Here is a 13,856-nt window from a genome sequence, read left to right on the forward strand (position 1 = left end):
ATGAAGACTCCCCGTCTGCCGCTGGTCGCCGCGCTCGCGTTGATGCTCGGCGGTTGCATGGTCGGCCCGGATTATCGCCGGCCCCCCGTGCCCGTCGCCGCGACCTACAAGGAATTGCCCGGCTGGACCCAGGCCGAGCCCGCTGCCACCGAGCCGAAAGGCGACTGGTGGACCGGCTTCAACGATCCACTGATCGATCAGCTCGAACCGCTCGTGTCGGTGTCGAACCAGACCGTGCGCCAGGATTACGCGAACTATCAGCAGGCGCTTGCTGAAGTGCGCGTGGCGCGTGCCTCGCTGTTCCCGACAATTGGCGTCACGGGTTCGGGGACGCGTGCGCGCAGCGCTAGCGGCTCCGTCGGCGCGAATCTGCCGCCAGTCAATTCCGGCACGCTCGAAGGCACGGCGAGCTGGACGCCCGATCTGTGGGGCCAGGTGCGCCGTACGATCGAGCAGAACGCGGCAACCGCCCAGGTCGACGAAGCGACGCTCGCCAACGCGACGCTCTCCGAACAGATATCGCTCGCGAGCGACATCATCCAGTTGCGCGTCAGCGATGCGAACATCGATCTGCTGCAGAAGACCGTCGAGGCTTATCAGCACTATCTGCGTGTCGTCGCCGATCAGGATCGCGCCGGCACCGTGCCGCCGTCGAACCTCATCACAGCGCGCGAGCAGCTTGAAAGTGCGCAGGCGAGCCTGATTTCACTCGGTGTCGCGCGGGCGCAGTATGCGCACGCGATTGCGATACTGGTCGGCAAGAACCCGGAAGACCTGGACATTCCGCATAGCACGGCGTTGCCGACGTTGCCGTCTATTCCTGTGGGCGTGCCGTCGACGCTGCTCGAACGCAGACCCGATATCGCCGCGGCCGAACGCACGATGGCAGCCCAGAACGCCGCAATCGGCGTGGCTGTGGCGGCCTACTATCCGACCATTTCGCTGTCCGCGCTGGACGGGTTCTCGCAGGCGCCGCTGTCCGGTTTGCTGCATGCGGCCAACCGTGTGTGGTCGCTCGGCGGAAACGCCACCGAGACGCTGTTCGATGCCGGCGAGCGCCACGCGGAAGTCGACGCTGCGAAGGCCGCGTACGACGCGGCTGTGGCCAGCTATCGCGGCACCGTGTTGACAGCATTCGCCAACGTCGAAAACGACCTGTCCGGTCTGCGCATTCTCGCGCAGCAAGCCGATGCACTGGATAGCGCCGTGCGCGATGCAACCGAGGGCGCGAAGATCGCGTTCAACGAATACCAGGCGGGTACGGTCGACTACACCACGGTGGCGACTGCGCTCGCCACGCAGTTAAGCGATCAGCAGACTGCGTTGAACGTGCAGGAACAGCGTCTGCTCGATGCGGCTTCGTTATTCGGCGATCTGGGTGGTGGCTGGTCGGCCAGCAAGCTGTGCGATCCGCGGCATGCGCAGTGCGCGAAAACTTCCGAGCAAGCGGCCAAGTAGTAATTGCAGCGGGCGGTTCGTCGTGGGGAGCTCGACTCGTCCGCTCTGAACATCTGATTCGGGCGGGCCTGCGCCGTACACACCGGCGCAGCCCGCCCGTCTACATCGCGTGTCAGATCCGCATGCGAATCGTCACTGCGCGAAGTCCGGCGTTTTCTGGATGAACGCATTCAGTTTCGAAATATCGATGCTGCCGAAACCGGTCGTTGCATCCCACCCTGCTTTCGCGTTGTAGCCATAGCCGCCGCTACCGTTATTTCCCGACGTCACGTCGTGAACCACCGACGCATTCGACGGGAAATAGTTGTAGATGCTGCTGGCAGGGAAGCCAAGGTTGTTGCCGTTCGCCGATTCGAGCCGCGCCCAGATGCCCGTGAAAATCGGCGCGGCAAGGCTCGTGCCGCCTTCGTTGTTCAGATACCCCGAACCCCACAACGTATCCGACGTCTTGCCGGATACCACGAGGATCGCCCCGGTCCGCAGATCGGCGTCAAAACCGACATCCGGCAGCGCACGTTTGGTCGATCCCGTCAGGCTCGACGACTGCCACGACGGCGCACTCTCGTACGCACTGACGCCGCCGCCTGTCGACCACACGGTGCCCGGGTCCCAGCTCGGATCGTTCCACACGATCTCACTGTTGTAGGTCCCGGTGTTCGATGCCTGCGTGAAGAGCGTCGTACCGCCCACGGCAATCACGTACGGCGAGGTGGCGGGTTCGCTGACCGTGTAGGTCGAGCGGGACGGGCTTCCGCCTGCGCACTCATACGCGCCGTGATCCCCGGCCGACACCGAGAAGGTCTGGCCTTGCGCCACGGCCTGCTTGAAGATCGTATCGTCGGTTGCCTGCGAACCCCCGCTATGCGCGGACGATTCGCATACGCCGAGTGACACGTTGATCACCTTCGCCACGTTGTCCGTTACGACCCGGTTGTAGGCCGCCGTGATGGCCGACAGTGTCATCGACGGCGCATCGTAGAACACGACTTTCTGCACGCTGCCGCCCGCTGCGCCGACGATCGCCTGGCTATCCATATTCCACTCGACCGTACCGCTCGTGTCGGTATACGAGCTGCCGGACGAACCGGTTTTCACCACCGAGCTGCTGATCGTCCCGAGACCGTTGTTCGCGGCAAAGGTGTTGAGGTCGGACACGGTTTGCGTCAGATTGCCTTCGGAAATAATCCCGACGGTGGTTTGCGACGCGGTCGGCGTGGTGCCGGCGTCGTAGATCGACGAGAACTCGGTCGAGTTGTGCGGCACGGCGGCAGCCCCTGCCGGAATCGTCAGGTTGCTGGTATCGCCTTCCGGCTGGCTCGCACCCGTGTGCATCAGTTCGACGTTCTGCAGCCCCAGCACCGAACCGACGATGCTGCCCAGCGCGTTCGGCACCTGCGCGGCATCCGTGTTGGCGTAGACGTGGCGGCCGTTCTTGGTGAAGCCTTTAAGCCCCGTGCGGAACGCCGTTTTGACCGTGGCTGCCGTACCCGATGCCGAGACCAGCAGACGGTTCGGCGCCACCACGATGTCGATGAAACCGGCCTTGCGCAGATGCGCGACGACGGCAGCGACCTGCTGCTCGGTCGGCGCGTACTGCGCGGCGAATTGTTCCGTCGTGACGAAGCGATGGTATTGCGGCGAACCCGGCGTGTGCAGATCGCGCAGGAACGTGTCGAGCTGCGTTTCGTTGCGCAGATTCAAGCCGAGCAACACGTCGATCGTCTCACCTGGCGCCAGCTCGACTGCGCTAGCCGCCGCCGAAGCGACGTCTGTCGAGGCTGCCGTGGCGGCCTGTTGCTGCACCAGCGGCAGGAAGCCTTTGGTCTTCGTTTCGGTCCATCCGCTATCGGCGGCGTGCGCGGTGGCGACGCCGAATGCCGCGCCCATCGCGATGGCGATGGCCATCGTTAATCGGGCGTTGCGTTGTTTCGTTTTGACTGAAATCTGATTCATTTGACATTACCCCTCGGTTAGCAATTCAAAGTAACAGACAACAACTTGCCCCCATGCGTCGGCATGACGCACGGCGGTTCCCACGAAACCCGATGAGACACCGGGCCGTCTCAAACCAGCCCGACCCGGTCAGGAAAGAAGGCGTTACGGAAACACAAACGAAAAGATGCTGTTTGAGTTTTGATTCGTTCTGCTTGTGATTTGTCTGATTTCTGATGAACTGAAGTATCGGAGATAAAAATCGGGCGTCAAACTTTTTTTGATGGAATTTGTAATTTATTGAAGTTTAATAGGCAGGAAATTGAAAATGCTTTGTAATAAATAGAATATGCAAAATGCACCCTGCGATCATCATCTGTCGCGCGCCGCGCGGATGACGACATATCGCAGCACGTTAGCTTCCATTTTGCTGACAAACAAAGCTCTGCCGCGATGCGCTGCGTTGTGAGATGATGCTTTTTCATTCAACACAGGGAGGGAGTGCCATGGGAATCCTGGACACGGTTGGCGAAATCGCCGGTGCTGTTGCTGCAGTCGAGGCAGCAGAGAAAGTCGACCCGGATGCGGGTCTGCTGACAAAGGGCATTGCAGCGGTTGCGGGTTTCGAAGGTGCGGGCAAGCTGGAATCGCTCCTCGGCAAGAAAGAGGAAGCACCGGCCACGGACGCGACCAACGCAACTGACGATACTGCGCCGCAAGCCTGATCGTTTTGCTAGAGACGTGATGTACACAGGCCAGCCGCCTTAAAAGCGGCTGGCCTGTTCTTTTTGATCTGTTCTATTTCAACGTTGCGACATATCTTGAGACGTCTTGCACATCCGTTGCGCTAATGACGGTGGGAAACAGCGTGGGCATCGCCCCCGAAGGCGAGCGAACCTGCGCCTCGATTGCCGTTAGGCCCATCCGTACGCCGACGCCGCGCAGACTGGGTGCAAAGGCTCCGCCGCCCTCCACTCCGTGGCACGAAGCGCAGTGGGCTGCGAAGACGGTTTGCCCATGCGTCAAATCCGCGGCTGAAGTACTTGCCGCTCCGGTCGTCGTCGCAGTAATCGTGCCCTCGGTCGCTTTTAGATCACTCGCATCCGCCGCAAGCAACGCGATGCCGGCGGGCGAACGCGGCTCAGGCAGCGAGGCCAGATACGCGTGAATGCGTGAGAGATCGTCGTCCGAAAGTATCTTTTCGCTGTAAGGCGGCATCAGCCTTTTTGGCGCACGCACATAGGCGCGCATCGCGTCGAGCGAGGGCGTATTCGGGGCGAGTGACGGCCCGGTCATCAGGCTGCCCTGCGCCGCGTAGCCGTGACACTCGAAACACCCTTTGCTGACGAAAAGCGCCCTTCCAGCGTTATCGTCGACCCCGGCCGCCTGCGCGATCGAAACGGCAGACACCACCAGCGCGATCGCCATCATTGCATCCGCGAGCACGCTTCGCCCGTTCACCTGGTCTCTTCGAGATTGAGTCATGCGGAGTGTCCTCACCGGGGCTGCGTCAACACATCGACCATTGCAGGCTTGCCCGCACGGACCTGTTTCATCGCGCGTGCAAGCGCCGGTCCTAGCTGGGCCGGGTCGGATATCGGCCCCTCGGCCCACATGCCCATGCTGCGAGCGAGCGCTGCATAGTCGATAGGAGGATCGTTGATCACCGTGCCGACGCGGCCGTTTTCCGGATTCCGGTCTCGCCAGCTCGCCATTCGCTGGACGTGCATCGATTCCTGATGCCAGGCGCGGTTGTTATGCATGACCGTGAGGAGCGGCACGCTGTGATGGGCAGCGGTCCACAGCGCACCGGGCGCGACCATCAGGTCGCCATCCGTCTGAATATTCACGGCAATGCGGCCGGCGTCCCGGTGCGCGAGCGCCGCGCCCACTGATGCAGGCATGTTGTAGCCCACGCCATAGCCACCTTCACCTCCGATGTAGTGATACGGCCTCGTCATATCCCACAGACGGTGCGGCCAGCGGCTAATAAAGAGCGTATGCGAGACCAGCCCCCAGTTATCGTGGCGCACCGCGTTCCAGACTTCCTGCGATAGCCGTGCGGTGCTGATCGGGCTCGCGTCCCAGCCGAGCGCTGCGTCGCGCAGCGACACTTCGCGCATCGCGGCAAAGGCTGCGTGCATAGCCGGCGTGCGGCCGGCTATCGTCGCCCGTTGGGTCGTCGTCAAGGCAGCGCGCACGGCGTCGAGCAACGGCTGCATGGACGTTTCGGCGTCCGCTCCCACCGCGATCGTCGCAGCCGAGTAGCGCTCCGCGTCCTGCATGTTCGACTTGCCGTACAGATAGCCCGACGAAATGTGAATGACCTGGGCATCTTCACGGGCGATGCGGACAGACGGCCGACCGACGACATCGCGAACGGTTCCCGTCACGCCCCACAGATCGCCCACGTCGAGCGCGAGTATCACGTCGGCTTGCGGGATGAGCTGCGACTGCAACCATGTCTGGTTCAGATAGTGATTCGTCGGAAAATTCATTCGTGCGAGCAGATCAATCACGGGGGCATTGAGCGTCTCGGCGAGCTGGACGAGTGCGTTCATGCCCGCTTCGGTGCGTACCGCGCGGTCCACCACGATGACGGGATGTGCCGCCCCGGCGAGACGACGTGCGATGTCGGCGAGCACTGCGTCGCTAGCCGCGGGCGGCGATACCGGGCTTAGAGCCGGCACGGTGATGTCGCGTGGATTGGCGATCGGCGTTTCCTGCAGGTCGGCATCGGCGACGAGCAACACCGGCTCCATCGGCGGTGTGGTTGCCATCGTCACGGCACGCATGAATGACTCTGCGTAGCCTTGAAGCGACACGGGAGCGTCGTCGAATTTCGTGTAATCGCGCACGAGTGCCCCGAGATCCTGCGCAGTGTGATTCCACTCAATACCGGGCCGCCGTTTCGGGCCGTCCGCGATATTGCCAGCGAGGACGATCATGGGCGCGCGATCACACCACGCGTTGTAGATGCCCATCGACGCGTGCTGCAAACCGACCGTGCTATGGACGAGGCACGCCATCGGCTTGCCCGCAACCTTGGCGTAACCGTGGGCGATAGCCGCCGAGATTTCCTCGTGCGTGCAGACAATCAGTTCCGGCTTGCGATTGCTCGCGTAATTGACGATCGATTCCTGAATCCCGCGAAACGTCGACCCCGGCATCGCCGCCACGTACTCGACGTTTGCGATGCGCAGCAGGTCGACCATAAAATCCGAACCGGGATTGCCGACGTGCTGTGCATCGGTGGCAGGTGCTTCGGTGAGCGACGGCGCGAGTGTTTCACGTGCGGCGAGTGCGCTCGATGGGCGCTCGACTGAACCCGGGGCCACCGCTGGCGATGTCTGGGCTGCAACGCTCACACCGGGCTTCACTAGCGCCGCTGCCGCGCTGGTGGCGAGCGCCTCTTTCAGGAATTTACGACGGTCTGTCATCGGGTGTGTGCTCCGTTATTGAATCAGTAGCGTCCAGCGGAGCGCCGCGCTTCGTTGCCTGGCTCCCGGCTTATCCCGGCAAGCATCGCGACTTCACTGTCATGCGCCGCGATGACTGCGCCACCGGTTCGCGCAAGTGCCGCCTTCATTGCATCGCGATCAAGCTCCTTCTCCCAGGCGGCAATCACAATCGTGGCCACGCAGTTCCCCATCGTATTGGTCAGCGCCCGGCACTCGGACATGAAGCGCTCGACGCCCAGTATCAGCACGATCGACGACACCGGCACGATGGGTATCACTGAGAGGCTCGCGGCCAGCGTAATGATCGCCGCCCCGCTCACGCCCGTCGCGCCTTTGGACGTCAGCATCGTCACCGCCAGCACGGTGATCTCCTGAACCATCGTCAGATGGGTGTTGGTGGCCTGGGCGAGAAACAGCACCACGAGTGTCATGTAGATGCTGTTGCCATCCAGATTGAACGAGTAACCGGTCGGCACGACGAGTCCGACAACGCCGCGCGAGCAGCCTAGCCGCTCGAGCTTCTCCATCAGTTGTGGCAGCGCTGCTTCCGAGGACGACGTACCGAGCACGATGAGCAGTTCGTCCTTGATGTACACGACGAAACGCCACAGGCTGAAACCGCATGCTCTTGCGATCAGGCCCAGTCCACACGAAATGAACAGGAACGCGACCAGGTAGAACGTGGCGACCAGTTTCATCATCGGCAGCAGGGAGGCGATTCCGTATCTGCCGATCGTGAACGCAATCGCGCCGAACGCACCGATTGGTGCAAGGCCGCTGATGATCCGCAACATCCGGAACAGCGGTTTCGACAGCAGTTCGATGAGGTCGATCAACGGTCGGGCAGATTCGCCCATCATCGCGAGTGCCGATCCAAACAGGATGGCGATCAGCAGCACCGGCAAGATATCGCCTTGCGTGAATGCGCCAACGAAGGTATCCGGAATCACGTGCATGAAGAAGCCGGCGACCCCATCGCCATGCGCGGCTTGTGCAGCATAGGAAGAGACGGCACTTGCGTCGAGCGTGGCCGGGTTGACGTTAAAGCCGGCACCGGGTTTCAACACATGCGCGGCCAGCAAACCGATTGCTAACCCAAGCGTCGAAACCACTTCGAAATACAGCAACGCCTTGCCGCCGACGCGGCCGACCTTGCGAATGTCGCTCATGCCCGCAATGCCCGTTACAACCGTGCAAAAAATCACGGGCGCGATCATCATGCGCACGAGCTTGATGAAGGCGTCGCCGAGCGGTTTCATCGCTATGGCGACGTCGGGCAGAAAATGCCCCACTGCCACGCCAATCACGATTGCGACGATTACCTGAAAGTAAAGCACTTTGTACAACGGCTTGTGCCCGGGCTTGTGTCTCGGCTTGTGCGTCATGTCTCCTCCGTTCCTTGCAGGCAAAACTCGCCTTCCTGTGTTGCCGGCCGGTCATACCTCGACGGGCCGGCAGTGCGGAATCGGGTCATTCGATTGATGTAGTTTCAGGTACGGGCGTGACGGCTTACGGCACTTCAAAACCGCTGTGGGTCCGGGCCGCTGCGGATAACTCGCCAGTCAATGCGGCCACCAGCTTCATCGCACTGGGGATATCCGCCGCGTTCGCGTTCACCGCTGCCGAATAGGTCGTCACCAGTTTGTGCTCAGGCGGCAGCGGGCCGACCAACATGATGTCCGGCGTGTACCTGATTTCCGTTGTCTGGGTAATGCCAATTGCACCGGCGCTTGCCTCTTCCGACAAAACCCGCATTGCGGTCTCGCCATTTGGAAACGCCTTGATCCGCTGTTCGACACTGAGCGCTATGCCAAGCGCTTTCAGCACACTCATGACATGAATGCCGGCAGTCGATTTATATGGATCGGGTATATAGATCGCGGTAGCGTCGAGCAGTGTGTCGCGCAGAGCGGCACTGCTCGACACATCAGGCGGAGGATGCTCCGCCGGGACAGCGACGGCCGTGCGGACGTTGCCGATCACCTTGACCGATTGCGCAAGAACCCGGCCCGCTTCGGCCAGCAGCTGAAGTTGACGCGCGGTGAGAATCAATACATCGCAAGGTTCGCCGTCTATGAATTTCTGATGAATCGCGCCGACGGCACTGAAAAAGCCTTGCACCGTCAGCCCATTCGCACGTTCAAAGTCAGGCAGAATTCCGGCGGCCAGCCCCTTTGCGGCGCCGGCACTGAGAAGCGTCAACGACATCTCTAATCCCTTCAAAAAAACTGGCGATGTTTCAAGCGGCGGCTTGCGTGCCATGCATCGGGGTGCTGGATCAGGTAGGCAGGCGCCTATTCGCCGACCCGGTTGACCAATACGCCAACGTTCTCGATCTCGATGCGGATCACGTCGCCGGGCTGGAGAAATCTCGGCGGTGTGAAACCGATTCCGACGCCAGCCGGAGTGCCAGTTGCAATGATGTCGCCGGGCTGAAGTTCGATCCCCGCAGACAATGTTTCGATCAAGGTCGGGATGTCGAAAATCAACTGACTCGTGTTCGAGTTCTGACGCAGTTCGTCATTGACCCAGCATTTGATATCGATGTTCTGCCCATCCACCTCATCCGCTGTGACGAGGTACGGACCCATCGGGCAAAAGCCGTCGAGAGACTTGCCGATGAACCACTGACGATGCAGTTTCTGGAGATCGCGCGCAGTGAAATCGTTGATCACCGTGTATCCGAATACATGGTCCATTGCGTCGGCCTTCCTGATTCCCCGGCCACCTTTCCCAATCACGACACCGAGTTCCGCCTCATAGTCGAGCTGGTTTGTCACGTTGGCGTGACGCGGGATAACAGCACCCGGTCCAATCACTGTCGAAGCCGGCTTGGTGAACACAACCGGCGCTTCCGGTGCGTGCTCGCCATTCTTTGCGCTGTGATCGAAACCTGAGTTCTGAAATTCGGCCGCGTGCTCGTGGTAGTTCTTGCCTACGCAGAAAATATTGCGCCGGGGCTGGTCGATCGGCGCGAGCAGAACAGCGCTATCCACGCGCGTTCCGCCTGTCTCCACGTCGAGTTTGTCCTTGATCGTATCGAATTGTTGTACCAATTCGACCATGTCTCCGGTAAAGTCTGGGACCAGGCGGTTCACGGGCCAATAGTGGGAACCGTCAGTGGAAACGACCGACACCGTTCTGTAGCCGTCCTTGAGGATGTTTGCGAGACGCATTGGGCGTGATTCCAAAATGGTTAAATTGGACTTGCGGCAGGGAAATACTATAACCACTTTGGTTCTTTTGCAATTTATTTTTTACTTATTAAAGTACCAATTGGTACTACAATGTCGTTATCGCAGCGACGGCGCAGGAGATACACCCAATGAGTGAAAAAGATCTGGGCATGAGGGCGGCAGGAGCCAAGGCGCTGGCGGCTTATCTGCTGCAAGAGATGTCGAGCGGCAGACTGTCTGAAGGCATGAAGCTGCCGCCCGAGCGAAAACTCAGTGAGACGTTCGGCGCTTCGCGCGGCACGGTGCGGCGTGTGCTGCAGGATTTCAAGGCCAGAGGGCTGATCGCGCAAGCCGTGGGGAGCGGCACCTTTGTCCAGGCGGGTGTGCAGGCAATGGTGGAGGCGGCCGCCATCGATGATCCCGCTCCGGCGGTCGAAACAAGTCCCGCCGAGTTGATGGAGGCGCGGCTTCTGATCGAACCGCTGATGCCTCTGCTTATTGCCAGCCACGCTACGGCTTCCGACTTTTCCAGAATGGATGAATGCCTTGTTCGTGCCGAAAGTGCCGAAACCATCGAGGAATTCGAGCACTGGGATGCGGAGCTGCATAAGTCATTTGCCGCGGCAACGCACAACTCATTCTTTTTGCAGATTCTGGATCTCATCAACGATGTCCGCGAACGCGGGGAATGGGGACGCCTGAAGCAGCAATCGATGACCCCCGAGCGAAGGAAGGACTATGAGGCGCAACACCGCGCACTTGTCGCCTCGCTTCGCGACCGCGACGCGGCTGCGGCGTCGGCCGCCATGCAGGTCCATCTTCGGCAGATCCAGCAGAATCTGTTCGGTGTGTGAGAGGCCTCTAGCTTCAGACATGCTGGCGGCACGCACGAACGCAGCGGCGAAATGAACTGCGGCCAACCCGCTAGCCCGCCTGCGCCACGTCCCGCATCAACTGTCTGAACCACATCAGCGCGGGATCACGCTCCTGAAACTTGTTGTACTGAACGACTTCGACAAGCTTCGGAATCGGATACGGGCAAGGCAGCACGCGTAGCGACGGCGAGTCGCGCTGCAGCCGCAATGCAAGACGGGTCTGCAAGGTGGCAATCCGGCGCGTGCCGATCAGAAAGTACGGCACAACGTTGAACGTCTCCACGGTCACTTCCGCCTGGCGCTCATATCCCAACGCTGCCGCAGCACGGCTGTCCGATGTGACGATGGCGCCCCCTGCCCACTCCATGATCACGTGCCCGGACTCGAGGTACTGGGCCAACGTCAGCGTCTCGCCAATCCGGTCGTTGTCCGCGCACACAACACATGACCAGGAATCCTCGAATAATGGCTCGATGGGCTGGGTGGGCCCGGCGCGGAAGTCCGGTGTAATGAGCAGGTCGATCTCGGCGCTCTCCAGATGCGCGACACCGAGCGTGGCTGCGGTACGCACACGGAATTTCATGAGCGGTGCCTCGATGGAGGCGCGCCGGAGTACCTCGCCCAGAAACACGCTAGTCACGTAGTCGGACGTTTCCACCACGATCTTTCGGTCCGATGTGGTGGGGTCGAACACGGGGTTGTCGTTGGTGATGCCCTGAATCTGCAGCAACACCTCGCGCACCGGATGTCTCAGGCTCTCGGCCCTTGGCGTCAACACCATCGCCTTGCCGACCTGTACCAGTAACTCGTCCTTGAAGAACTCGCGCAGGCGGGCCATCGCACAACTGGTGGCGGACTGGCTCAGGAATAGCCGCCTGGCCGCTTTCGTCACGCTGCATTCATCGAGTAACGCGTCGAGCACCACCAGTTGATTCAAATCGAGCTTGTTGAAGCGCATCGCGTCTGCCTCATGAATGGCATCAATACATGCAGCGTGGAGGATCAATTATACAAATCCCATGCTTCAAGGCATTGTTTGCGCATCAACAGAAGGAAACTATCCGTGTCGATCTCCAGACTCATCCGATTTGCCGCAGGGTTCCTTGCGGCAGCAATGCTCAGCCTCTCAGCCAGCGACGTGCAGGCAGCCGACGTCTCATACAAATACTCGACTGTCGATGGCATCAAGATCTTCTACCGGGAGGCCGGCGACAAATCGAAGCCGACTCTATTGCTGCTGCACGGCTTTCCGTCGTCGTCGCACGAATTCAGGGATCTGATTCCGCTGATCGAGCAGAACTTCCACATCGTGGCGCCCGACTATCCGGGCATGGGCTATAGCGACGCACCGCCGGCAGACCGGTTCGCGCCGACGTTCGACAACGTCACGGCGGTAATCGAAAAATTTGTCGCGAGTCTCGGCGATCCGCATCTGATCGTGTACATGACCGACTTTGGCGGTCCAGTCGGGATGCGCCTGGCGGTGCATCATCCGGACTGGATCTCCGGACTGATTTTCCAGAACGCGATCGTCTCCGAAGCAGGCGTCGATCCCGCCCGACGTCAGCGCGACGACGCGATCTCGGGCGAGATCACACCGGCAAAGCGGGCATTGGCCGAAAGCCACGTATCGCTTGCGACTGCGTTGTTGCTCTATCAGCATGGCGCACGCAATCCCGCGGCGCTGAACCCCGATGCGTGGACCAACGACGCAGTCGCGCTTGCGAACCCCGATAGCCGCCGCATCATGACCGACCTGCAGCTCGACATTCCACAGAACGTCGCGGCGTTTCCAGCATGGCAGGCTTATTTGCGTACGTACCAGCCGCGCACACTCGTGGTGTGGGGCAAGAACGATCCGATTTTCCTGCCCGCAGGCGCCGCAGCTGTCAAACAACTGGTCCCTGACGCGTCGGTCCGCTACTACGATACGGGTCACTTCGCGCTGGAAGAGGACCATGTCGATATCGCCGCACAGATCAACGCGTTCTTTGCATCAACGCATGTTCGAGGTCAGATCGAATCGGTGCAAGGCCGTACGCTCACGGTGTTGACGCGCGAAGGCACACAGGTGCAGCTGACGCTACCTGAGTGGGCACGGTTCGCCGCGGTCAAGCCGTTTGATCCGGCGCTCATCAAACCCGGCAGCTATGTCGGTGCGGCCGGGATAACGAAGGCGAAGGCGAAGGCGAACGGCGTCGAAGCGCTCGAAGTGATGGTGTACCGGGAGGAACGGCGCGGCACCGGAGAAGGACATTACGACTGGGATCTGGCGCCGGGAAGCACGATGACGGGTGCCACGGTCACATCGGTTACAGAGAAACCCGACGGCCGCGATCTCAGCCTCGGTTACGGCGACAAGACGCTCACTGTCTCCGTGCCGAAACAGACGCCGGTCGTCACCTTCGCGCCAGCGACTTTTGACGATCTCAAACCGGGCGCCGCTATTTTTGCCGTTGCCGTCCCCAGCAGTCACGGACAAACGAGTGCAACCAGCGTGCTGGTCGAAAAAAACGGCGTCAAACCGCCGCTGTAAATTGCGAGCGGATTGAATATGAAACTCGACTAACGCTCGTTACGCTTTAAGGTGATACGATGATTTACCGTTATTCGTTAATCAAACCTTATGCGAAATACGTCCTGCTGGCTCCTCGCTGCCGCCCTTGCTTTACCGCTCCCCGCCATGGCATTCGGCACCAACCCCCAATACGATCAATGCATGCTGCTATCCCTGCGGGACAGTCAGGGCAGCGCGGCGGCAAGCACGATCAAAAGCTCATGCCAGGCGCTTTATCAAAACGGCAACATGCTGCTCCCTCGCGAAGTGGGCTTTCACCAGTGCATCTTGCAGAACGTGCCAGGCGTGAGAGACAATTTTTCGGTGCAACAGATCCGCAAGACTTGCCGGAATCTGAACCCGATGTAACTGTCAGTCGCGCGAAGCTCACTACGAT

Annotated in this window: 12 protein-coding genes; 5 read left to right on the forward strand and 7 right to left on the reverse strand. The window is 60.6% G+C overall.

The window, feature by feature from the left end; all coding sequences use genetic code 11:
* Window positions 1–1,458: an efflux transporter outer membrane subunit gene (locus tag BWP39_RS21450; protein WP_096726076.1), complete on the forward strand. Its 1,458-nt coding sequence runs from the start codon at window positions 1–3 to the stop codon at window positions 1,456–1,458.
* Between the two features lie 132 nt (window positions 1,459–1,590).
* Here BWP39_RS21450 and BWP39_RS21455 read toward each other — a convergent pair whose 3' ends face one another.
* Window positions 1,591–3,411 carry a S53 family peptidase gene (locus BWP39_RS21455; RefSeq protein WP_096723872.1) on the reverse strand — a complete coding sequence of 607 codons (1,821 nt, stop codon included), beginning with the start codon at window positions 3,409–3,411 and terminating at the stop codon, window positions 1,591–1,593.
* A gap of 485 nt (window positions 3,412–3,896) precedes the next feature.
* Here BWP39_RS21455 and BWP39_RS21460 point away from each other — a divergent pair, with 485 nt between their 5' ends.
* A complete protein-coding gene (locus tag BWP39_RS21460; protein ID WP_096723874.1) occupies window positions 3,897–4,115 on the forward strand; it encodes a hypothetical protein in 219 nt (72 codons plus the stop codon).
* A 73-nt stretch (window positions 4,116–4,188) separates the two neighbouring features.
* On the opposite strand, the gene BWP39_RS21465 is transcribed toward BWP39_RS21460, so the two are convergent.
* The 5 genes from BWP39_RS21465 to BWP39_RS21485 form a co-directional block, all read right to left on the reverse strand.
* Complete coding sequence (locus BWP39_RS21465; RefSeq protein ID WP_170043885.1) at window positions 4,189–4,818, reverse strand: c-type cytochrome; 630 nt, start codon at window positions 4,816–4,818, stop codon at window positions 4,189–4,191.
* A 68-nt stretch (window positions 4,819–4,886) separates the two neighbouring features.
* A complete protein-coding gene (locus BWP39_RS21470) occupies window positions 4,887–6,830 on the reverse strand; it encodes a thiamine pyrophosphate-binding protein (RefSeq protein ID WP_096723878.1) in 1,944 nt (647 codons plus the stop codon).
* 23 nt (window positions 6,831–6,853) lie between these two features.
* Entirely contained in the window at window positions 6,854–8,236 is a 1,383-nt protein-coding gene (locus BWP39_RS21475) for a dicarboxylate/amino acid:cation symporter (protein ID WP_096723880.1), read from the reverse strand.
* A gap of 124 nt (window positions 8,237–8,360) precedes the next feature.
* Window positions 8,361–9,113: a molybdate ABC transporter substrate-binding protein gene (locus tag BWP39_RS21480; RefSeq protein WP_096723882.1), complete on the reverse strand. Its 753-nt coding sequence runs from the start codon at window positions 9,111–9,113 to the stop codon at window positions 8,361–8,363.
* A gap of 32 nt (window positions 9,114–9,145) precedes the next feature.
* A complete protein-coding gene (locus tag BWP39_RS21485; RefSeq protein ID WP_096723884.1) occupies window positions 9,146–10,027 on the reverse strand; it encodes a fumarylacetoacetate hydrolase family protein in 882 nt (293 codons plus the stop codon).
* A 149-nt stretch (window positions 10,028–10,176) separates the two neighbouring features.
* Here BWP39_RS21485 and BWP39_RS21490 point away from each other — a divergent pair, with 149 nt between their 5' ends.
* On the forward strand, window positions 10,177–10,881 hold the full coding sequence (locus tag BWP39_RS21490) for a FadR/GntR family transcriptional regulator (RefSeq protein ID WP_096723886.1): 705 nt from the start codon (window positions 10,177–10,179) through the stop codon (window positions 10,879–10,881).
* Window positions 10,882–10,951: 70 nt separating this feature from the next.
* Here BWP39_RS21490 and BWP39_RS21495 read toward each other — a convergent pair whose 3' ends face one another.
* Window positions 10,952–11,860 carry a LysR family transcriptional regulator gene (locus BWP39_RS21495; RefSeq protein ID WP_096723888.1) on the reverse strand — a complete coding sequence of 303 codons (909 nt, stop codon included), beginning with the start codon at window positions 11,858–11,860 and terminating at the stop codon, window positions 10,952–10,954.
* A gap of 156 nt (window positions 11,861–12,016) precedes the next feature.
* Here BWP39_RS21495 and BWP39_RS21500 point away from each other — a divergent pair, with 156 nt between their 5' ends.
* Both BWP39_RS21500 and BWP39_RS21505 read left to right on the forward strand, forming a co-directional pair.
* Window positions 12,017–13,438 (forward strand): alpha/beta fold hydrolase, encoded by a 1,422-nt coding sequence (locus BWP39_RS21500; RefSeq protein ID WP_157915163.1) that lies wholly within the window; start codon window positions 12,017–12,019, stop codon window positions 13,436–13,438.
* Window positions 13,439–13,528: 90 nt separating this feature from the next.
* Window positions 13,529–13,828: a VF_A0006 family four-cysteine protein gene (locus BWP39_RS21505; protein ID WP_096723892.1), complete on the forward strand. Its 300-nt coding sequence runs from the start codon at window positions 13,529–13,531 to the stop codon at window positions 13,826–13,828.
* The last annotated feature ends 28 nt before the right edge of the window (window positions 13,829–13,856 follow it).

Origin of the sequence: Paraburkholderia acidicola (assembly GCF_002362315.1) — a bacterium.
In the GTDB taxonomy this organism is placed as follows: Bacteria; Pseudomonadota; Gammaproteobacteria; order Burkholderiales; family Burkholderiaceae; genus Paraburkholderia; species Paraburkholderia acidicola.